The organism is Coprococcus sp. TF11-13, from assembly GCF_003481085.1.
In the GTDB taxonomy this organism is placed as follows: Bacteria; Bacillota; Clostridia; order Lachnospirales; family Lachnospiraceae; genus Coprococcus; species Coprococcus aceti.
The window spans coordinates 88,673-110,677 of record NZ_QUKK01000005.1 but is presented as its reverse complement, the minus strand read 5'-3'; the positions used below and the strand labels follow the sequence as shown (position 1 = coordinate 110,677).

Sequence of the window (22,005 nt, the reverse complement as noted above, 5' to 3'; positions counted from 1 at the left end):
GTGGCCAGCAGGAGCAATTCTGCTGGTATTTTTTTACTGAAAATCAATAGAATATAGTATAGCTGTCTTACCAAGTGATCACTGCATGAAACGGAGCTTCATATGTTTAATGGCAACTTCCATCATCCACTGGACAACTTAATAAAAGATGACCGCCTGTTCATGATGGAGGCCATTCTCCCATTTGTGGATGACCGTATGAAAGCTCCTCTGGCAATGTACATAAAGATCATGGAACTTCAGACCATATTGAATGCCCTGCGCGATACAAATTATGTAAACTCCTGTGGACTCCACAAAGATATAAACAATCAGGATGATATACTGTCATCCCTTGCCGGGTGTGGATTTCCCGATATCAGGGACCAGTTTGCCAGCATGAAAAAAGCCATGGATATGATGAAGACCATGGAGGCCATGAATACACAGCAATCCACGGATTCTCTGTACCGGCACTATCAAAGCAGAACTGCCTCTGAAACCGAGGGCGAAGAAAACTACGACAACACTGAATCCCAGTCATCCCAGGATATATACAGCTCCGTCAAAGACCTGTTTGAAAAATATGATATGGAGGGATATTAAACATGAATCTTCAAAATGACCCAAGACTTAAAAGCATGCACCCGCTAAAAAGGGAAATTCTTCTCAGATTATCCAACTCCCAGTCAACCATGACACCGGAACAGATGCTCCCCCAGCTAATGGAGATCAACAAAGAACTGCAGAAAAGGGATCTCTCCTTCAGCAGAGCAGAGTCCGAGATCGTTCTGGATGTGCTGAGCGAAGGCATGTCTCCACAGGAAAAACAAAAGATAAATATGATAAAGTCCATGCTGTAAAAAATGCATTTCAATAAATGTAACACAATTTTATTTTTGTGGCTGTTGGCTATAGTTTCATATTTTTGTACCTGATAGTTTCTGGCTGGCGATACCGTTATTGACAGATACTATTTGCATAAAATGTAGCTGATAGATATTATTTCAGCAAGATGGAGGTTATTGTGATAGATATCTTTGACTTGGGATTGCGGATAAGAAATGTGAGAAAGGCTCATAATCTTACTCAGGAACAGCTTGCCGAGAAAATAAAAGTGTCTCCCCATTACGTGTACGAGATTGAGCACGGATATAAAAGTATGAGTATATATACTCTTGCCAATATCGCAACTGTTCTTGATGCGCCACTGGATTTTCTGGTATTCGGAAAGGAACCCTTCACCACCCCCGAGAACAAGGATTATATCACTCATGACGATCTTGACAGACTGGTGGAATCGATACCGCTGTACAAACGTGACAGTGCATACAGCGCACTCAAGAATCTGCTGCCTTATCTGAAATAAATGATAATCCGATATATATTAAACATCAAGAAAGCCACATGGATTTTTCTCCATGTGGCTTTCTCATGTTTATAGTTTTTTTATTTCATAACAATATTCACAATACGTCCAGGAACATAGATCTCCTTGATAACGTTACCTGTGAGCTTGTCGGCGATCACTTCCTTAGCCTTTGCGATAACCTCATCCTTTGGATCCTCCTTGCCGATCGCAAGTGTTGCCTTAGTCTTACCGTTGATCTGTACAGCGATCTCTACTGTTGACTCTACTGTCTTTGCCTCATCGAACTCTGGCCATGTCTGCTGATATACATATCCGCCATAGTTCTTTACTGACCACAGCTCCTCTGTGATATGAGGTGCAACAGGGTTTAACAGGATGAGCAGTGTCTTGAACTCATCTGCTGTAACGCTTCCCTTCTTGTAGAAGTCGTTGAGAAGTGCCATCATGGCTGCGATAGCTGTGTTGTACTTCAGGTTCTCGAAGTCATTTGAAACCTTCTTGATAACCTGGTGCATCTTGGTCTCCATATCCTTGGAGTAGCCCTTCTCGTCTGTCACACTGTCCTGAAGCTTCCATACTCTGTCGAGGAATCTTCTACATCCCTTGACACCATCCTCTGACCATGAAGCTGCAAGGTCAAATGCTCCGATGAACATCTCGTAAGTACGAAGTGTATCTGCACCGTATACATCTACGATGTCGTCAGGATTTACAACGTTGCCTCTTGACTTACTCATCTTCTCGCCGTTCTCACCGAGGATCATACCATGTGATGTTCTCTTCTGGTATGGCTCTGGTGTAGGAACTACGCCCTGATCGTACAGGAACTTGTGCCAGAATCTTGAATACAGAAGGTGGAGTGTTGTATGCTCCATTCCTCCGTTGTACCAGTCAACAGGAAGCCAGTACTTGAGTGCCTCCTTGCTTGCAAGAGCCTCTGTGTTGTGAGGATCTGTATATCTGAGGAAATACCATGATGATCCAGCCCACTGTGGCATAGTATCCGTCTCTCTCTTTGCAGGACCGCCGCAGCATGGACATGTGGTGTTTACCCAGTCTGTCATAGCTGCAAGTGGTGACTCGCCGTTGTCTGTCGGCATGTAGCTGTCAACCTCTGGAAGAAGCAACGGAAGCTGGCTCTCGTCGATAGGTACATAACCACACTTATCGCAGTGAACGATAGGAATTGGCTCGCCCCAGTATCTCTGACGTGAGAATACCCAGTCACGGAGCTTGTAGTTTGTCTTTGCCTGACCGATACCCTTCTCCTCCAGGAACTTTATCATCTTCTCCTTTGCATCCTTTACCTCAAGGCCGTTGAGGAAATCTGAGTTGATGAGCACTCCTGTTGCCACGTCTGTAAATGCAGCCTCATTTATATCTACTTCCTCGCCATCCTTTGCAACAACCTGGATGAGTGGAAGTCCGAACTTCTTTGCAAATTCCCAGTCTCTGTCATCATGTGCAGGAACCGCCATGATAGCACCTGTTCCGTAGCTCATTAGTACATAGTCTGATACGTATATAGGGATCTCCTTGCCATTTACAGGGTTGATGGCTGTGAGTCCGTCTATGCATACACCAGTCTTATCCTTTGCAAGCTCTGAACGCTCAAAGTCGCTCTTCTTCGCTGCCTGCTCACGATATGCCTCGATGTCTGACCAGTTGCCGATCTCGTCCTTGTACTTGTCAAGGATTGGATGCTCTGGTGAAACAACCATGTATGTTACTCCGAACAGTGTATCGCATCTTGTTGTATATATGCGGAGCTTGTCCTCTTTGCCCTTTACTGAGAAATCTACCTCAGCTCCTGTTGAACGTCCGATCCAGTTCTTCTGTGAAACCTTTACACGCTCGATGTAATCCACGCCGTCAAGTCCTTCGATAAGCTTGTCTGCGTAATCTGTGATCTTGAGCATCCACTCAGACTTAACCTTGCGGACAACCTCGCTGCCACAACGCTCACATACGCCGTTGACAACCTCCTCATTTGCAAGACCGACCTTACATGATGTACACCAGTTGATAGGCATCTCCTTCTTGTATGCGAGACCAGCCTTGAAAAGCTTAAGGAATATCCACTGTGTCCACTTGTAATATTCAGGATCCGTTGTATTGATCTCTCTGTCCCAGTCGAATGAGTATCCAAGTGAGTGAAGCTGCTTCTTGAATCTTGCAACATTGGTCTTGGTTACTTCCTTTGGATGGATCTTGTTCTTGATCGCATAGTTCTCTGTAGGGAGACCAAATGCGTCCCATCCCATTGGGTACAGAACATTGTAGCCCTGCATTCTTCTCTTCCTTGCTACTATATCAAGCGCTGTGTATGGTCTTGGGTGACCTACGTGAAGTCCCTGTCCTGATGGGTATGGGAACTCAACTAACGCATAATACTTTGGTTTTGAATAATCATCTGTAGCAGCAAATGCCTTGTTGTCATCCCAGACCTTCTGCCACTTTCCTTCAACGACTTTGTGGTTGTATGTCTCAGCCATTTTTGAAAATGCCTCCTTGAAATTTATCTTTTCAGGCTTTATAACGCTTTTTCGCCCGATTTCTCTCTAATCTTAACTATATTAGCATATATGCTGTGTTTTTCAAACTGTTTTTTGGTATAACAGCCCGGCTTATTCAAACACTTTCTTGATACTATCATAATGAAGAAAGATTCCCTGCTCTGCATATTCCTTTATCTCATCCAGGGTTGCCAGCTTGAAACCATCCGTCTCCGCCTCCTGAGGTCTGACATCCTTTTCTTCAAAGTCACCTGTGAATTTGTACACATCCACAAAGTAGTTGTCCTTCTCATCCGGGTTATCTCTCCTATATGTGAACTGCAAGCCTCCGTCGAAATCACTTACGTCTATACCTGTCTCCTCAAGCACCTCACGCCTGACTGCCTCTATCGATGACTCTCCTGCCTGCACTCCGCCGCCAGAAACCTCCCACCAGCCTGCTGCCCACGCCTTTGTCATGGCACGCTTGGTTATCAGATACTTTCCCTCTCTGTTCTGGAGCACACCGAGCACTGTGAGGTGATAATCCCCCGGCTGCATATTCCAGTCATTTCTCTTCATTGTGCGCCCTGTAGGCTGCTTATTCACATCGTAAATATCCCAGTATTCCATCTCTGCTTGTCCTCTTTCTGATTTTTATATTTGTTCTGCCCAGTAACATAATAAATGCTATTTTAAGTTTCTTCAACAATCATTCAAATTTTATGCATAATTATTTATTGCAGTTTACTATAAAACTTAAGCTGTGGTACAATTCAAAATGTTATCAAAAGATTTGATCAGCGCAGGCTGAAGGAGGAAGCATGAACGCTTATGAAGTATTTGCCAGTGTCTATGACGAACTGATGGACAACATTCCATATGATGACTGGTGCACATATATAATAGAAGTTTTGAAAAAATTCGGAGTACACGACGGGCTCATATGTGAGCTTGGATGCGGCACCGGAGAGATAACCGAAAGGCTTGCGGATGCCGGATACGACATGATCGGTATCGACAATTCATATGAGATGCTTGAGCTGGCAAATGAAAAAAAGCTGGATACAGGACATGAATCCATCTTATATCTCATGCAGGACATGAAGGAGTTTGAGCTCTTCGGCACGGTGAATGCCATCGTGTGCGTGTGCGACAGCATCAACTATCTTACGGAGCTTGCCGACATAACCCACGTATTCAGGCTGGCAAATAACTATCTAGAATCAAAGGGCATATTTATCTGCGACTTCAAGACCCGCCACTATTTCAAGGATGTGGTTGCCGACAGCACCATAGCCGAGGACAGGGACGACGTGAGCTTTATCTGGGATAACTACTACGATACGGAAACCGATATAAATGAGCTGGCTCTCAGCCTGTTTCTCCCAGAATACCCAGAATCAGGCATTGAACCGGATGATGAGTGTCCTCTTTACAGGAAGTATCAGGAATTCCATTATCAGCGAGGCCTGACCCTTGACGACATGATAAAATGCGTTGCTGACTCAGGCATGGAGCTCGTCGCCATGTACGATGCATTTACATGGCAGCCAGCCACAGATTCCAGTGAAAGGGTATACGTGGTTGCAAGGGAGACACACCAAGATAACAAACACTATGAATAGGCTTGTCTTATCATCATTCATAATATAAAATGGTGAAGATTGTCCAATATATCATTATTATAATGCGATTATATATAGAGATAACCGGACAGATTTCAAAATGTAACAAAACTAATCAACATAGAATAGCGAGGTATACAACATGAGCGATCATATAATAAGAGGTATGGCGGCGAACAATCAGGTAAGATTCTTCGCCGGAACAACAAGAGATATCGTGGAGACTGCAAGATCTATCCACAACACAAGCCCTGTGGCTACAGCAGCCCTTGGAAGACTGCTCACAGCAGGCGCGCTTATGGGAGCGCAGTGCAAGAACGAATCTGACGTACTCACACTTCAGATCCAGTGCAACGGTCCTATCGGCGGACTGACTGTAACTGCAGACGCACATTCAAGAGTCAAGGGATATGTCAACAATCCAAACGTTATCCTTCACGCAAATGACAAGGGTAAGCTGGATGTTGCCAAGGCACTTGATCTCGGCGTGCTTTCAGTTATCAAGGATATCGGTCTCAAGGAGCCTTATGTCGGCCAGACACAGCTCGTATCCGGTGAGATTGCCGAGGATCTGACATATTATTTTGCAACATCAGAGCAGATCCCTACATCAGTTGCTCTCGGCGTCCTCATGGAAAAAGATAACACAGTAAAGCAGGCGGGCGGATTCATCATCCAGCTCATGCCATTTGCATCGGACGAGCTCATAGACGTTCTTGAGAAGAGACTTAACGAGTTCTCTTCTATCACCAGTCTCCTCGATGCGGGCAAGACTCCTCTTGACATCATCAAGGATGTATTTGAAGGATATGACGTTGTAGTGACCGATGAGTTGCCTACCGAGTGGCACTGCAACTGCAGCAAGGAGAGATACTACAATGCGGTACTCAGCCTTGGCAAAAAAGAGATCGCAAGTCTTCTTGAAGAGGGTGAGCCTATAGAGGTCAACTGCCAGTTCTGCAATTCACACTACAAATTCTCACCTGATGAACTTAAGGAGATGCTGCTCAAGGCGGCCGCCAGATAAATGCACGAAAATGCCTGCGATGTATATTGTTACATCGCAGGCATTTTAGACCATACTTTATATCTGTTTAATTATAAACGCTATCCAGTTTGACTGTTATAATACTATAATTTCCATTCGTGCAACACATTTTTAATCAAATACTCATCAGCCTCTTTAAACGTATATTTATCTGCATTATAGATTGCACGGGAATAATCAGCATACCCAGGCAAATGAGCTTCTGTCATCATAACATTATCGTAACCTCTCCGTTGCATTTCATCATACACTTCTTCTGATAAAGGTCTCGAATCCATGTTGCCAAAATCATCTCTGGTTACAATGCCTCTTGTCTCATATATCTCTATAACTTGCTCAATATCCTTTTCTGTAAACATTGTTGTCTCCTAATTATATTGTCTACAACCATAATCATTATCTTGTTTATAATTCTCAAATACGCCTACATAATAAGATTTCAAAATACAACATGGTGTTTTACTCTGGATTTTCTAAATTTTTTTTGGGCATATCCTCACCATTCGTTTTAACTACTTTGTCACAGCCTGAGCATATCCATGTGGTTGATGTAACATATGTTTCGGTATGAGTTGAACCATTGCATTTACTAACATCAGCCCATACAGGATCGTCCTTTGTGCCTATATTAGTTTTAACTGCTGTATCAGCTATATGCTGTTTTGCTGATATACCAGTTATATCCGCCCCACATATGTTGCATATTCTTCTCTCCCCGTAGGTCTGATCGCTGACAAGCCAATTATGAGTATGCTTTGTCGCTGCTTCTGTCGTCTTTTCGGTTGTCGGAGCCTGCGTTGTTACTTTACCATTCTTGTCAAAATAATATGTTTTACCGTTTATTTTACATGAGGTGTTCTTCTGAAGAACCCACTTCTTCTTTGCATAGCTATACTTATAGAGTCTTTTTGCCTTTTTCATGTATTTCCACTCTTATCGCTGACTGTGGATTTCTTTCTAATCAGCACTCCATTCTTTGACACAAAATGAAGCTTCTTATCTGATAACATTATGTAAACTCGATCGAGATTAACAATCTTCTTCTTTGATGCCACATATTTGCTTACGTAGGTCTTTGTTCCCTTCTTGAGCTGCTTGTACTGAACCTTGTAAGATGAGGTCAGCTTTACCTTCATGTTATTATTCACTATAACCCATCCGGTCTTCTTAACCTGTTTTCCATTCTTGTAGCAGTAATAATAGCCATTTGACGCCCCTTTTAAGCCAGTTCTGCCTGTTGCCGCCTGTGCATTGTCTGCCGGGATTATAGCCACTATAAGAGCCAGCGCCAAAACTAATGTTACCACCCTTTTTAGTATATTTTTCATGATCAATTATAAATAGAGCCTGCTAAAAACGCCATATTATTTTATTAAACACCTCTAAATTGTAGCATAGATCATTATACTTTTCCTTACATTATATTTTGGTAATATATGAAAATCAACACTTTCAAAAGCTTAAAGCAATAAGAACTATATCCCGATTTGAATTATATTAGATATACACATCTGATACACAGACTTTAACAATAATCTGTTAGTATTTGCCCTCTTTTTTACTACATTTTTGTACATTATCATTATTGCATTGGTTTTTTCACTATGCTAGAATGTTAACCGTTGTAAAGTAGACTAAATTTGAAAGAAAGAGTGAAAATTATGAAGATAACAAGAGATGATATCAGAAATGTGGCTATCATCGCCCACGTTGACCACGGTAAAACAACACTTGTAGACGAGCTCTTAAAGCAGAGCGGTGTGTTCCGTGACAATCAGGAGGTCGCTGAGCGTGTCATGGATTCCAACGATATCGAGCGTGAAAGAGGAATCACTATCCTCTCCAAGAATACTGCCGTAACATATGGAAGCACCAAGATCAACATCATTGATACTCCGGGTCATGCAGACTTCGGCGGTGAGGTTGAGCGAGTTCTTAAGATGGTAAACGGAGTAATCCTCGTTGTTGATGCATTTGAGGGTCCTATGCCACAGACCAAGTTCGTTCTGAAGAAGGCTCTTGAGCTTAATCTTGCAGTTATCGTATGTGTAAATAAATGTGATCGTCCTGAGGCACGTCCTGACGAGGTAGTTGACGAAGTTCTTGAGCTCCTCATCGAGCTCGATGCAAATGAGGATCAGCTTGACTGCCCATTTGTATTTGCTTCTGCCAAGTCCGGTTATGCAACACTTGACTCATCCGAGCCAGGCACAGACATGAAGCCTCTGTTCGACACTATCATTGATTATATTCCTGCTCCTACGGGCGATCCAGAAGCAGGTGTTCAGATGCTCGTCAGCACCATCGACTACAACGAGTACGTTGGACGTATAGGTGTCGGCAAGGTAGACAACGGTGTCCTCAAGGTAAATGAGGATCTCGTCATCGTAAATGAGCATGATCCTGACAAGCTTGAGAAGGTTCGTATTGGAAAGCTTTTTGAGTATGATGGTCTTAACAAGGTTGAAGTTAAGGAAGCACAGATTGGTTCAATCGTTGCAGTTTCAGGTATCACAGATGTACAGATCGGTGATACACTCTGCTCCCCTGAGAATCCTGATCCAATTCCTTTCCAGAAGATCTCAGAGCCAACCATCGCCATGACTTTCATGGTAAATGACTCTCCTCTCGCAGGCAAGGAAGGCAAGTTCGTCACATCAAGACATCTCCGTGAGAGACTTTTCAGAGAGCTGAACACTGATGTCAGCCTCAGAGTTGAGGAGACTGACACAACTGAGGCATTCAAGGTTTCAGGACGTGGTGAGCTCCACCTTTCAGTTCTTATCGAGAACATGAGACGTGAGGGTTATGAATTTGCAGTAAGTAAGGCTGAGGTTATCTACAAAGAGGATGAGCTTGGACACAAGCTTGAGCCATTTGAGATTGCTTATATAGATGTACCTGATGAGTTCGCAGGAACTATCATCAACATGCTGAACCAGAGAAAGGGTGAGCTGCAGGGAATGGCTCCTACAGGAAACGGAACCACAAGACTTGAGTTCTCTGTTCCATCCCGTGGACTTATCGGTTTCCGTGGCGACTTCATGACAGCTACAAAGGGAACTGGTATCATCAACACAACATTTGACGAGTACCTTCCATACAAGGGTGACATGAGCTACAGATCAAAGGGATCACTCATCGCATTCGAGTCAGGTACTTCCATCACATACGGTCTGTACAATGCACAGGAGCGTGGTACCCTGTTCATCGGACCTGGTGAGGAGGTTTACGCTGGTATGGTTGTCGGTGAGAACCCTCGTGCTGAGGACATGGAGGTCAATGTCTGCAAGAAGAAGCAGCTTACCAACACCCGTTCTTCAGGATCGGATGATGCGCTTAAGCTCTCACCTCCAAAGATCATGAGCCTTGAGCAGGCACTTGATTTCATCGACACTGATGAGCTCCTGGAGATCACACCAAAGTCATTCAGAATCCGTAAGAAGATTCTTGACCATACTCTCCGTTACAGAGCCAACAGGAAATAAGGACGGACTAAAAGTCCTTTGAGATAGTGAAGCCCGTACACTGTAAGGATGTGGATCCATCACGCTCGACTTCCTGAACTTTGACTTGCTTCTATATGCACTCGGCTTCGGCAGCGATAAGGTCGTTGCTGCCTACGCCTCGGCAAGAAGCGTCAAAGCTCAGGAGTCTTCGCTAACGATGGCCCCACACCCTTACAGGGTACGAGCTAATTTACTTTCTTATAGGGCTTTTCTGTTTTTTGTATCTTTCTGGCTTTTTCTTTATGTTTGCGATAATTTTGTGACCTTTTACCTCCTTGTCACGGCGTCTATCGGTCTTAGTTTTGAGGCCCATCTTGCTGGGAAATAGCCTGCTGCCACTCCGAGGATCACGGAGCCGAGGACTCCGGTCAGTGCAAGCCACCATGGGATCATGGCTATCTGGGTTCCTTTTGCAAGGTTGAACATGGAGACGGCGGCTTTATTCACCACTATTCTCACTCCGTAGGAGGATAATACTCCGAGGATGCCTCCGACAAGTCCTATCACTGCGGCCTCCATGAGGAACAGAAGTCTGAGCTCGTCTATGTCGCAGCCGAGGACCTTCAATATACCGATCTCGTTTACCCAGTCGAATACAGAGGTCGTCATGGTGTTGCTTATTCCTATGACAGCCACAATAAGTGCTATCATTCCGATTCCGCCGAGAAGAAGCTGTATCATCTTGAGGTACTTCTGTATCGTGTCCAGATATTCCTTGGAATTCTCTGTCTGATACCCCATGTCCTGAAGCTTTTTTACCATCGCATCGACGTTATTTATATCATCTACGATCACCACCGCTGATGTGTAGACAAATTCACGGTAGCTGTTGCCATTGCCATCCACCGGCTGACCGTACAGCTTGCCATCGGCGCTGACCTTTCTGAGCAGGCTTTTCAGTGAATCCATATCACAGTATATCGTCTGAGACTTCTCGCTGTAGCTGTCAGAGATGTCCAGCGATTCGTCAGACTCTTCATCCTGAACTGCGCTGTCATAAGAAGTGTCAGCAGAAGCATTGTCAGAGCTGTTATCCGTATCTCCATCAGATAAAACCCCGGTGAGCTTCAGTTTGAATATCCTGTCACTTTCACCGCTCCATCCGACGGTCGTGTCAAATCTCTTTCCGACAAGGGATGCAATACTCTTATTCTCTCTCTTCTCGTAACTGTCAAATATCTTTTGATTGAAGAACATTTTGCCCACACTGCTGCCCGAGATCAGTTCAGGTGTCCCATGTGAAGAATTGCTGTTTTCCCCATAGGCCAGACTCCAGCCATCAAGCTCATTTCCCGGCACACCCACAAGATTGCCAAAGTATTCATACTCCCCATACTTCATACTCACAGGCACCTCATACAGAGGATAACAACCATCCACATTTGCAAGATCTGTCAATGTAGATATCGTTCTGTCCGTTATCATTCGATCCTTATGCTTACTTCCGGTCTCACTGTATATCGTTATCTGGTTGACACTTCCACTTGCAACCGCAGAATCTATCATCTCGTTCTTGACTCCGATTCCCACAGCCAGAAGTGCTACAACCGATATAACACCTATCATCACGCCGAGAACGGTGAGAAATATTCTGATCTTTCTTCTCTTCATATTCATAAGACACAAATGCCATATCCACCCCATACAATCTATCTCCTTATAAACTCTCTCCCCGTGACCGGAATCTAAAATTCATCAAGAATCTCCTTTTTTCTCCTGTGCTTTCTTATTGCACATATACATAACAGAGCTATCACTATAACCACAGCAATTACACTATATAACACCTTTTTACCACTGCTTTTTGTGCTGTCCTTTATCTTCTCTACATTGTCATACACCGGAGATTCCACAGTCGCCTTGAAATTCCCCTCAATCATCGTCTCATTCCCCTCTTTGTCCTCATATGTAACTATCACCTTTGACATATCACCGCTCGCAGCAGTCGTCGCCACGGCATTCGTGAGGATATCTATGCTTCCGCTCTTTCCAGACTCTATATTGCCTATATACGTCTCAATCTCCTCCATATAAGAGCTCTGAAGCTTTGCCTTTACGTTGTAGAGCATGCCGGCACCCAGATTGTTCACGCTTCCGACTATCTCAACCGAATCCCCGAGAACCGCATCATCTGCCACATACAGATCCGTGAGAGAAGCCCTCTGCGCAAGCTTTACAGGAAGATATATCACGTCTGTAGCAGAATACGGATTTCCCCATATATCGTCATATTCATTTACCACGCTGAGTTTATAGCTTTTCTCCGCCAGTCCATCCGCAGCTCTGAGCTTGAATGTAAATGTACTCTCCTCGCCATTTGGAAGTTCATCAAGGAAGCCGTTTCCTGCCCCTTCCGCAGGAACTATATCCCCTGTGTCAGATGTTACGGATATCTTGAGATTGTCAACATATCTGCTGCCTGTATTCTTTATGGTGACCTTGAGGTCAAATGCCTGTCCGGAAAATATCTCCTTCTGCACTATCTGGTAATCCACCACCATGACCTTTGGCTGTGACGCCTCGGCTACCATATTGAAAGAAAATGCAGACATACAAACGATCACCGCAAGTAACAATGCCATGAATTTTTTTATATTTTTTACTATAGTCAACTTATTTGTTTTGTACACTTGTCCATCCCCCTATCAAGACATCTCTTCACAATTATCAGACATTTTCTTTTATCACTCCACTATCTTTCCATCGGCTATCTTTATTATCCTGTCCGCTTCCCTCGCCAGATCAATGTTGTGTGTGATGAGCACAAGTGTCTGGTTCAGCTTCTTCACCGAATCCTGCAGCAGTGTAATGACTTCATTTCCATTCTTTGAATCCAGGGCTCCTGTAGGCTCATCCGCCAACACAAGTGCCGGTCTGTTTGCCAGAGCTCTTGCTATGGCTGCTCTCTGCTGCTGACCACCGGATAACTGATTTGGCAGATATTTTTTTCTGTCCTTGAGGCCGAGCATCTCTATGATGTGGTCTATGTAATCCCTGTCCGGCTTCCTGTGGTCAAGAAGTATCGGCATCCTTATGTTCTCCTCGACGGTCAGCACCGGGATAAGGTGATATGCCTGAAATACAAAGCCTATCTTGCGCCTTCTGAACACAGACATTTCCTCATCTGACAGTCTGGTTATGTCCTTGCCATCTATAATCACGTTTCCGCTGTTAGGTGTGTCCACACCGCCCATGACATGCAGCATTGTCGATTTGCCTGAACCTGACGCCCCCACTATGGCGACGATCTCCCCTTTGTCTATTGTAAGACTAACATCGTCAAGTCCCCACACTCTCGTGTCACCTTCGCCGTATATCTTGGTCACATGCTCCATCTTTACTATTTCCATAACTTTCCTCCTCCTTTATTCCTCAAGTGTAAGATCCTCTGCCATACTCTGAGGAAGTCTTCTGAGCGGGATCAATATACTTCCAAATACCAATATCGTCGACAACACCACTCCCACCACAATGGCTGTCACCGATGGCGCAAATCTCATCTGGAACATCAGTCTTATGAAATAATACTCGCCATAATAAATGCCTGTACCGATCAATATTCCCAATATATTTGACCAGAATGCCGTCATGATTCCCTCGAGCAACACAGTCTTTATAAGTCTCTTTCTCGACATACCGATAACCCTGAGCTGTGCAAATTCCTTGCGTCTCATATGCAAATTACCCGCCGTTGCATTTATGATGTTTACAGCTCCCAGTGCAAATACAAGTGCAGCTATCATGAGTATGACACGGTTAAATTCCTTGAAGCTCTGGAACGTCCTGAGGTTTTCAACATACATATAAAAATCAAATGCCCCCGTATCTGTATACAGATAGCTCACCATATCGTCTATGCTTCTGTTCGTTATCCTGGTGGAATCGATCTGATACTCCATGCCGGATATCTGGCATGGAGTATATCCCGTCTCCGCCAGGTAATTATCCACGGAAGTGTACACCTGTATCCCACTCTCACCTGTCAGCATGTCTCCCAGGTCAAGTATTCCCTCCACCGTGTATGCCGTGAAGTCCCCCTCAGCCACAAGTCTGTCATACACTTCATTTGCAATACTTATTCTCTTTTCGGCATCCGGGTCAGCGATAGTGTCATCGGCTCTGTCTCCCCCGGTCTTGGCTATACCTGCCTGCTCTATAGCCTTCTGAGTCTCGGTGAACAGCTTGTCCGTGTTGACGAAAGCGATCGTATCCCCTACCTTGTAATCATTTACCTGGATATGTTCCAATGTCTGGTAAGTCAGACTGTCTTCATCATCGTCACTCCATGCAGAACTTCCCCCTGTGACTACCACGATTCCGTGATCACTCACATCCACAGTGCCGTCCACCAGATACTGTGAGAGATCTTTCATCCCCGAAGCATCCATTCCATGTAATGTAATACCCGAAAGTCTCATCCTTCCCATAGCCAGAGACTTGTCGTTTTCATACATCTTCTTGTAAGATTCCAGCATGTTTCCATACATGGTCGTATTTATATAAGCATCGTTGTATTTGGAATAAAGCTCATCGATATCCGCCACATATACATTTGCCGCATAGACCTTTCTTGCTGCAAGGGTATATCTGTTATCTGCGATTCTCTGCAGGCTCTCAGCGTCCGGAAGCCCGGCTTCCACGGAATCTATGTCCTGAAGCTGTGACGGCGTCTCATATACCTGAACCTGATATGTTCCGTATTCACCGTCCAGGAACTCAACGGCTTTGTCAAGCGCACCGGATACGCTCACCACCGCCACCAATGCCGCGATGCTGACCGAAAGCGATGCGATCGTCTTGACATACCGTCCCCTGTTCCTCAGGACACTCTTTCTCGCATACTCTCCCTCAATACCAAACAGCCTTCCCATCAGGCCCTTTCCCCTGGTACGTATACGCCCTGTCTTTATCCTGAACTGTCCCCTCACTGCACTTATAGGAGTCATCTTCACTATGATCTTGCTGTTATCCCTCATTACAAAATACAGATCACCCAGATAACATATGAGCACCGGAACGGCCGCTATCAGATGGTATCCCGCGCTCACGCCTGCAAATGCACCAACTATCAGTGTTATGAATCCTCCAACAATAACACCTATAACAATTCCGGCGCACTCAAGCATTGCTCCCATCAGGTAAATTATTTTCTTGAGCTGCCCCTTTGTCGATCCTATGCACCGGAGTATTCCATAGTCCTTTATCTGCTCCATCATGAACATCTGCACGGTGTTCCTTATGATTCCAACCGCAAATATGGCAAATATATATGCGATCAGCAGTATCAGCCACACAACGACCATGAGCATCGATCCATCCGTTGTCCCCTCCTGGAAATAAAGCACCGCCAGATCCACGTTGAGCTCCGCCTTGACTCCATATCTGTCCATGATCTCGTCCATGTTTTTTTCCATATGGAATGGATTGTCGCCTGTGGCATAGACGGCATTTCTGTAGAGCGTCTTCACCGGTGTACTGCTGCCAGTCTGCTCATCGACCTGCCAATCCGTGTACTCATATTTGCCTATGTACGCCTTTTCTATCTGTGAATCCGCCGCTATCTGCTCTGCCTGCGCCTTGCTCTCTGTCATGAGGACAAACTCGTAATCCTTTTCCTGCCTTGTCTCCTCCCTCGCATTAAGCAGATAGGAATAGGCCAAATTCAGTCCCCCGTATAGCACCATGACTGTGATTGCCACACCTATTATCGTAATTATGCTCCTCGCCCTGTTGGCCTTCAGGTATTTGACTGCCAGTTTCTTGTAATCCCCCAAATCTAAACCTCCCTGTATATAATAAAAAAAGATGATACTCAGCATTTCTATGATGCTATAGTACCACCTCTTTCTTACTGTCTGGTGACTGTATAAATTTTCTTTCTTACAGTTTAGTAAGATAAGTCAGATATCCCAGTCCAGCACAGACTATATATGTACAAATGTTATCTCAAAGCATGTATATTCATGAACCACGCTCTTCACTGTTATCCGTCCACCCATGCCCTCAACAATGGACTTGGTGAGCGACAAGCCTATTCCAACGCTGTTCGGATTGACCTCCTGGTTGACCCTGTAGAATCTCTTGAAGATGTTCGGGAGCTCATTTTCCGGGATGCCGATGCCATGATCTCTCACGTATATTCTCGTAAACAGATCGTTCTGCTCCACCGAAAGCGAGATCTCCGTATCCTTCTCCGAGTAGTCCGAAGCGTTCTTGAGCAGATTGAGAATGGCCTCTGTCAGCCAGTCACCATCACACTCCAGCTTCATATCACCTTTGCAGTCTATGATCACTCTCTGTCCGCGCTTGTCTGTGAGATACCTTACCCCATCCGCAGCCTGTGAGCAGATGACGTCCAGATTCCAGCTCTGCTTCTGAAACTCTATGGCCCCCGCCTCTATCCTTGCAAGTTTGAGCAGTGACAGAACCATCCACTCCATCCTTGAGAGCTGATTCTGTGCCTCAACCAGCACCTGCTTTCTTCTCTCCGGATCTGTAACTTTATCATCAAGAAGCATATCCACAAATACATTCAGTGATGCAAGCGGCGTCTTGAGCTGATGGGATATGTCGGATATTATATCCCTGAGAAATATCTTCTCTGAGAGCTCCTTCTCCCGGCTCTCTCTCAGAAATGATACCATCTTATAAAAGTTCGTGTACAGTATCCCCACGGAACCCTGTCTGAATTCCTCTTCAGCCACACTGTCAGGGTCATCCATAACCGTGATCATCTTATCAGATATGTTCTCAACCTCTCTGTATACATTGTCAATCTGTCTGTAGCCGGCAATAAACAGAAGTATCATCACCACAGCAATAAGCCCTGCTGACATCGCCGTATATAACACATTCCCGCCAAATGCGATATAGAACCATACCGTCAGAACACACAGAGCGGCAATGCTTATCCACACAAAACTGTATATGTATTTTTTTCTCTCATACGAGCTTTTCATAACTACTCCCCTGTCGCTTTGCCGTTCTTACTGAACCTGTATCCAACGCCCCTGACCGTCTCTATACACGACGCATCAGCACCAAGCTTTGTCCTGAGTCTCTTCATATACACAGACAGCGTATTGTCATCTATAAGAACACCGTCCATGTCATACAGTCTGTCAAGCAGTGCGCCCCTGGACAGCACTATTCCTTCATTTGACACAAGCTCCTTGAGCAGACGCAGTTCATTCTGGGTACAGTCTACGAGTCTGTCCCCATCATAAAGTCTGAATTCCGACACCACAAATCTATGCCTGCCAAATGTATACGCCTCCTGTGGCGCCCTGCCAGCCATATCATATCTTCTGAGATTGGCCGCTATCCTTGACAAAAGCTCCTTAAGCCTGTAAGGCTTGGCAACATAATCATCCGCTCCGAGCTCAAGCCCCTGGACTATATTCACCTCCTCCGACATCGCCGTGAGGAATATTATCGGGATCTGTATTCCTCTGTCCCTCACACTGCGGCAGAAGTCATAACCACTTCCATCCGGCAGCATGACATCCAGAAGGATAAGATCAACCGCATCGTCAAGCATAGTTCCCGCTGTTTTGATATTTACCGCATGCCGCACTGTATAACCCTCGGCCTCCAGCACGAACACCGTCCCCATGGCCAGTGCCTTGTCATCCTCAACAAGCAATATTGTCTTTCCGTCCATTGCGTACCTCCAACCTGATCAATCCCCTTATGGCAAATACATAGATATCATTTGCCCTTTATCATATCTATCGCCTCATCGACCGTGGCGATATCTCCGTAGCCCAAAGTCCATGATATTTTGTCCAAACATCATAGACTTTTCACACATGTTTTCTTTTTTCTACATCTCTTCGTTTATGATAACACTCTTTATACCTGAGACACTGTTAAGTGCGTTCAGTATACCCGTTACCGCCATGTTGCTATTTTCTTCTGATACGCCGCCAAGATCAAGGTATATCATTATCTGGTCTTCGCCCTTATATATATCAATATACCCCATATAGTTTTCTTCATCACCATTTTGTGAAGAATAATCCGCCATCACCTGCTGGATCTCATCTACCTTCTCATCTGTGACACCGCCATCAATATGCACACTATACAAAAAGCTCTCTCCGTCAAATCCTGCAACATGTGCCTCGTAGTTCAGGTCAAGCTGATCTATCCCAAATATACTGTCAAAGTCGAATTCTCCGTCTTCTCCAAATCCATATTCTCCATAATTTTCTGCCATAGCATCATCCATATTATCTGCCATTTCACTATTCCCCTCTATCTCATTCTCTTTCTCTGCAACCTCCGTCTCATCCTGTTCTTCCGCTGCAGCATCCTCAGGACTTCTCTCAAACCTCGCATATCCGCTGTCATATTTCAGATAAATGACATTCTTCTCAGTTGTGCTGATATATATTTCCTGTCCAGCTTCAAGATCCACGCCTGCTGCCGCAAAATTCTCTGCAGGATAGTCTTTGCTGTCGACCTTTTTTATCGTTCCCGCGATCTCGTATCCTTCCGGCAATTTCTCATCTCTTCCGGTTGCATTGTAATAATAGATGTGTCCATCATACATGACCTGTGGCTGCTCTATTATTCCGCTCTCCACACCGGTCGAGGTCTCCGCACCATTTGTTTCTGAAACATTTCCACCTGAATTTCCACAGGCCGTACACGCCATAATGGAGAGCATCGCAGCAACTATAAATACTTCTTTTCGTATTCCCATATAAATTTCCCCTTTTTAATTCTTATTTATTGATGTAATGTAAACCAACTAACTGTATGTCCATATTAACATGGCTTTTCCAGCTCTGCCACATACTTATTATTAAAGTTGTCACCATATGCTTACTTCCGTCCATCCATATCCTCATCCCGAACATATCTCGCATTGAACTCCATATTTATCTCACGAAGCTCTTTCTTCCCGTCAATATAATCCTGGTACATCTCTGTGATACCACACATACAGCCATCACAGTAAGCGTCAATATTCCCCAGAGAATCAGCAACTATCTGCTCCCTCTCCTGCCTGGTCGTATCCTTGATAAGATATTCCGCCATAAAAACCTCCTCGCAATAAAAACAAGCACTTGTAGTTTTCTGACGAAGAATATGAAACATATATACAAACGATAGTGAAAGCGACTGATCTTCAGCGCTTACCTGCTGATGTGAAAGCCGCAGCGCCCTTATCGCGGCTGAAACATCACGCAGATGTAAGCCAGCTGAAGTGAGGGTAGCTGAATGTGTTTGTATATATGTCTTCATATTCGAGTCTAAAAATCACAAGTGCCGTCCGGCCTTTTTACTGTCTGACCTTAATGTGAACCTCACGGAGCTGCTGCTCTGTAACCTCGCCAGGTGCTCCGCACATAAGATCCTGTGCATTTCCATTCATTGGGAATGGGATGACCTCTCTGATATTCTCCTCGTTTCTGAGAAGCATGATCATTCTGTCCACACCAGGAGCCATACCTGCATGAGGTGGTGCTCCGAACTGGAATGCATTGTAGAGTGCTCCGAACTTCTCCTTCAGATCATCCTCTGTGTATCCTGCGATCTCAAATGCCTTGACCATGATCTTCATATCGTGGTTTCTTACAGCGCCTGATGAAAGCTCGATACCGTTGCAGACGATGTCGTACTGGTAAGCCAGAATATCAAGTGGATCCTTCTCATTTAACGCCTCAAGTCCGCCCTGTGGCATTGAGAACGGATTGTGAGTGAAGATGATCTTCTTGCTCTCCTTGTCATACTCGTACATTGGGAAGTCATTTATATAACAGAAACGGAATGCGTTCTTCTCGTTGAGGTCAAGTCTGTTGCCAAGCTCAATTCTGATCTGTCCTGCAAATGACGCTGCAAGCTCCTCCACGTCTGCGATGAAGAAAATAGTATCTCCAGGCTGAAGGCCTGCAAGCTCTGCGATCTCACCCTTCATATCATCAGGAATGAACTTGTCGATAGGTCCCTTGTATGACATATCCTCAAGGATCTCTAGGTATCCAAGACCGCCCATGCCGATGCTCTGTGCAAACTTGAGCATCTTCTCATGCTGTCCCTTTGAAAGTTTCTTGTGTACATTGATGGCACGCACTGTCTTGCCATGGAATGGCTTGAATGTACATCTCTGGAAGAAGTCTGTGAGGTCTATTATTCTGAGTGGGTTTCTGAGGTCAGGCTTATCTGTACCGAACTCAAGCATAGCCTGCTTGTAGCTGATGATAGGATATGGAGCCTGTGTAACCACTGCGCCCTCAGGTGCAAACTTCTCAAATGTTGCTGAGAGAACTTCCTCTCCAACCTTGAATACGTCCTCCTGTGTTGCAAAGCTCATCTCAAAGTCAAGCTGGTAGAACTCACCAGGTGAACGATCTGCTCTCGCATCCTCATCTCTGAAACAAGGAGCAATCTGGAAGTACTTGTCAAATCCTGATACCATGAGGAGCTGCTTGTACTGCTGTGGTGCCTGTGGAAGTGCATAGAACTTGCCCTTGAACTTTCTTGATGGCACGATGTAATCTCTTGCACCCTCAGGTGATGATGCGCAGAGGATAGGTGTCTGGATCTCAAGGAATCCCATCTCAGTCATCTTCTGACGAAGGTAGCTGATGACCTGGCTTCTGAAAATCATGTTGTCCTTAACCTTCTTGTTTCTGAGGTCAAGATATCTGTACTTGAGTCTCACATCCTCACGTGTCTCCTTGGATGTCTGGATCTCAAATGGAATCTGCTTATATACCTTGCCAAGTATCTCTACAGTCTTTGCCTCAAGCTCAATAGTACCTGTAGGGATCTTAGGATTGTATGTCTCCTCATCTCTGTGCTCAACGATACCCTCGATTGATACACAATCCTCCTTTGTTATTCCGTCAAGCAGTGATGTGTCTCTCATTACTACCTGGAGCACGCCATACATATCACGCAGATCGATGAATGATACTCCACCATGGTCACGGATATTCTCTACCCATCCGGCAACCTTAAGTGTCTTTCCCACATCGCCCTCAGTGATCTCGTTCATTGTTCTGTTACGATAAATGTTCTCGATTGTCATCTGTTCTCTCCTTTTCTTTACTATTTGCCTGTGGCTTTATGTCCACTTTGGCTTTTTCAGGATTACGCACTGGCTGTTATTTCTCTTGCAAATAGAAAAAGCTTATGTTCATCCTGAATCAGATGCACATATACATATGCAAATATTCAGGACGAACATAAGCTCTCTCAAACTACCTGTCGGTTACTTGTCTGCTTTAATGTCCGCGGTACCACCTGATTTACCGTTACACGATCTTCGTATATTCAAAGCATCGCGTCCCAGTCCCTCTCAGTCACCTTGCTCATGACCTCTCTGCGTATCGTGCAGCTACGGCTCCCCTACTCGACATAAAACACGTATCCCGCTATGGGCTATATCTTTCAGCTTGCGGCTGGTAAAGTGTTATTCACATATATTCACTCCGCCGGACTCCCACCACCACCGGCTCTCTGTGGGCGATAATCTATGCTACTTCTCTTCGTCATTGCCTTATATATGGCGTCAGCACATATCTGACGCCACATTATTATATTCTAGTGATTCAAGTTCTGTCAACTATATTTATGTATATTTCCACCATCATCCCACAATCTCTGCACCAAAAGGCATGAGCGCCAGCTTGGCGATCTTAAAGAACTGAAGCCCAAATGGAATTCCGACTATCGTTATGCAAAGCAGCAGCCCCAGGCAGGCATTCTCTACCGCCATAGGTATTCCGCAGCAGAGCAGCCATATGATATTCGCGATCAGCGAGCCAGCCCCGCCTCCATACACTATCTCTTTTCCAAATGGAAAGAATGCAAGTCCTGCAAACTTAAAGCACTGCATCCCAATCGGAATCCCTATTATCGTTATACAGCACAGCACCCCGCTTGCCCCCCACGAAAGTCCGCTCAATATTCCGCCACATAAAAACCATATACAATTTCCAAGACATCCCATGATATC

At 44.9% G+C, this 22,005-nt stretch carries 21 protein-coding genes; 6 read left to right on the top strand and 15 right to left on the bottom strand.

From position 1 onward, the window contains the following. Positions 1-102: 102 nt before the first annotated feature. The 3 genes from DXD11_RS09655 to DXD11_RS09645 all read left to right on the top strand — a co-directional run bounded on the left by DXD11_RS09655 (position 103) and on the right by DXD11_RS09645 (position 1,348). Positions 103-585 carry a hypothetical protein gene (locus DXD11_RS09655; RefSeq protein WP_015533924.1) on the top strand — a complete coding sequence of 161 codons (483 nt, stop codon included), beginning with the start codon at positions 103-105 and terminating at the stop codon, positions 583-585. A gap of 2 nt (positions 586-587) precedes the next feature. After that, positions 588-842, top strand: a complete 255-nt coding sequence (locus DXD11_RS09650; protein WP_117549296.1) for a hypothetical protein — start codon at positions 588-590, stop codon at positions 840-842. A gap of 164 nt (positions 843-1,006) precedes the next feature. Beyond that, positions 1,007-1,348, top strand: a complete 342-nt coding sequence (locus DXD11_RS09645; RefSeq protein WP_158579434.1) for a helix-turn-helix domain-containing protein — start codon at positions 1,007-1,009, stop codon at positions 1,346-1,348. A gap of 80 nt (positions 1,349-1,428) precedes the next feature. On the opposite strand, the gene leuS is transcribed toward DXD11_RS09645, so the two are convergent. Further along, positions 1,429-3,846 carry a leucine--tRNA ligase gene (leuS, locus tag DXD11_RS09640; RefSeq protein WP_055146959.1) on the bottom strand — a complete coding sequence of 806 codons (2,418 nt, stop codon included), beginning with the start codon at positions 3,844-3,846 and terminating at the stop codon, positions 1,429-1,431. A 132-nt stretch (positions 3,847-3,978) separates the two neighbouring features. Beyond that, positions 3,979-4,479 carry an NUDIX hydrolase gene (locus DXD11_RS09635; RefSeq protein ID WP_118758282.1) on the bottom strand — a complete coding sequence of 167 codons (501 nt, stop codon included), beginning with the start codon at positions 4,477-4,479 and terminating at the stop codon, positions 3,979-3,981. 191 nt (positions 4,480-4,670) lie between these two features. Here DXD11_RS09635 and DXD11_RS09630 point away from each other — a divergent pair, with 191 nt between their 5' ends. Then, positions 4,671-5,474, top strand: a complete 804-nt coding sequence (locus tag DXD11_RS09630; RefSeq protein WP_118758281.1) for a class I SAM-dependent DNA methyltransferase — start codon at positions 4,671-4,673, stop codon at positions 5,472-5,474. Between the two features lie 142 nt (positions 5,475-5,616). After that, complete coding sequence (gene hslO, locus DXD11_RS09625; RefSeq protein ID WP_118758280.1) at positions 5,617-6,501, top strand: Hsp33 family molecular chaperone HslO; 885 nt, start codon at positions 5,617-5,619, stop codon at positions 6,499-6,501. A gap of 104 nt (positions 6,502-6,605) precedes the next feature. On the opposite strand, the gene DXD11_RS09620 is transcribed toward hslO, so the two are convergent. From DXD11_RS09620 to DXD11_RS09610, 3 genes are all read right to left on the bottom strand, one after another. Then, entirely contained in the window at positions 6,606-6,881 is a 276-nt protein-coding gene (locus DXD11_RS09620; protein ID WP_118758279.1) for a hypothetical protein, read from the bottom strand. 100 nt (positions 6,882-6,981) lie between these two features. Further along, positions 6,982-7,443 carry a hypothetical protein gene (locus DXD11_RS09615; protein WP_118758278.1) on the bottom strand — a complete coding sequence of 154 codons (462 nt, stop codon included), beginning with the start codon at positions 7,441-7,443 and terminating at the stop codon, positions 6,982-6,984. Further along, the gene (locus tag DXD11_RS09610; RefSeq protein WP_118758277.1) at positions 7,440-7,814 is read right to left on the bottom strand and encodes a hypothetical protein; all 375 of its coding nucleotides are present in this window, start codon (positions 7,812-7,814) and stop codon (positions 7,440-7,442) included. The genes DXD11_RS09615 and DXD11_RS09610 overlap by 4 nt, the downstream gene beginning before the upstream one ends. Before the next feature lie 369 nt (positions 7,815-8,183). Between DXD11_RS09610 and typA the strand changes: the two genes are divergently transcribed. Beyond that, positions 8,184-10,010 carry a translational GTPase TypA gene (gene typA, locus DXD11_RS09605; protein ID WP_118758276.1) on the top strand — a complete coding sequence of 609 codons (1,827 nt, stop codon included), beginning with the start codon at positions 8,184-8,186 and terminating at the stop codon, positions 10,008-10,010. Positions 10,011-10,298: 288 nt separating this feature from the next. Here typA and DXD11_RS09600 read toward each other — a convergent pair whose 3' ends face one another. The 10 genes from DXD11_RS09600 to DXD11_RS09555 form a co-directional block, all read right to left on the bottom strand. Beyond that, positions 10,299-11,675, bottom strand: coding sequence for an ABC transporter permease (locus DXD11_RS09600; RefSeq protein ID WP_118758275.1), 1,377 nt, complete (start codon positions 11,673-11,675; stop codon positions 10,299-10,301). 41 nt (positions 11,676-11,716) lie between these two features. Then, entirely contained in the window at positions 11,717-12,661 is a 945-nt protein-coding gene (locus DXD11_RS09595; protein ID WP_118758274.1) for a COG1361 S-layer family protein, read from the bottom strand. 54 nt (positions 12,662-12,715) lie between these two features. Beyond that, positions 12,716-13,381, bottom strand: a complete 666-nt coding sequence (locus tag DXD11_RS09590; RefSeq protein WP_118758273.1) for an ABC transporter ATP-binding protein — start codon at positions 13,379-13,381, stop codon at positions 12,716-12,718. A 15-nt stretch (positions 13,382-13,396) separates the two neighbouring features. After that, positions 13,397-15,805, bottom strand: coding sequence for an ABC transporter permease (locus tag DXD11_RS09585; protein WP_158579433.1), 2,409 nt, complete (start codon positions 15,803-15,805; stop codon positions 13,397-13,399). A 150-nt stretch (positions 15,806-15,955) separates the two neighbouring features. Further along, entirely contained in the window at positions 15,956-16,990 is a 1,035-nt protein-coding gene (locus tag DXD11_RS09580; RefSeq protein ID WP_118758271.1) for a sensor histidine kinase, read from the bottom strand. Positions 16,991-16,992: 2 nt separating this feature from the next. Continuing rightward, positions 16,993-17,694, bottom strand: a complete 702-nt coding sequence (locus DXD11_RS09575) for a response regulator transcription factor (protein ID WP_118758270.1) — start codon at positions 17,692-17,694, stop codon at positions 16,993-16,995. Between the two features lie 162 nt (positions 17,695-17,856). Then, positions 17,857-18,741, bottom strand: a complete 885-nt coding sequence (locus tag DXD11_RS09570; RefSeq protein ID WP_118758269.1) for a hypothetical protein — start codon at positions 18,739-18,741, stop codon at positions 17,857-17,859. A gap of 122 nt (positions 18,742-18,863) precedes the next feature. Continuing rightward, entirely contained in the window at positions 18,864-19,079 is a 216-nt protein-coding gene (locus DXD11_RS09565) for a purine biosynthesis protein PurH (RefSeq protein WP_118758268.1), read from the bottom strand. A gap of 244 nt (positions 19,080-19,323) precedes the next feature. After that, positions 19,324-21,075 (bottom strand): aspartate--tRNA ligase, encoded by a 1,752-nt coding sequence (aspS, locus tag DXD11_RS09560; RefSeq protein ID WP_118758267.1) that lies wholly within the window; start codon positions 21,073-21,075, stop codon positions 19,324-19,326. Positions 21,076-21,636: 561 nt separating this feature from the next. Beyond that, a complete protein-coding gene (locus tag DXD11_RS09555; protein WP_117549311.1) occupies positions 21,637-21,999 on the bottom strand; it encodes a YccF domain-containing protein in 363 nt (120 codons plus the stop codon). Positions 22,000-22,005: the final 6 nt, after the last annotated feature.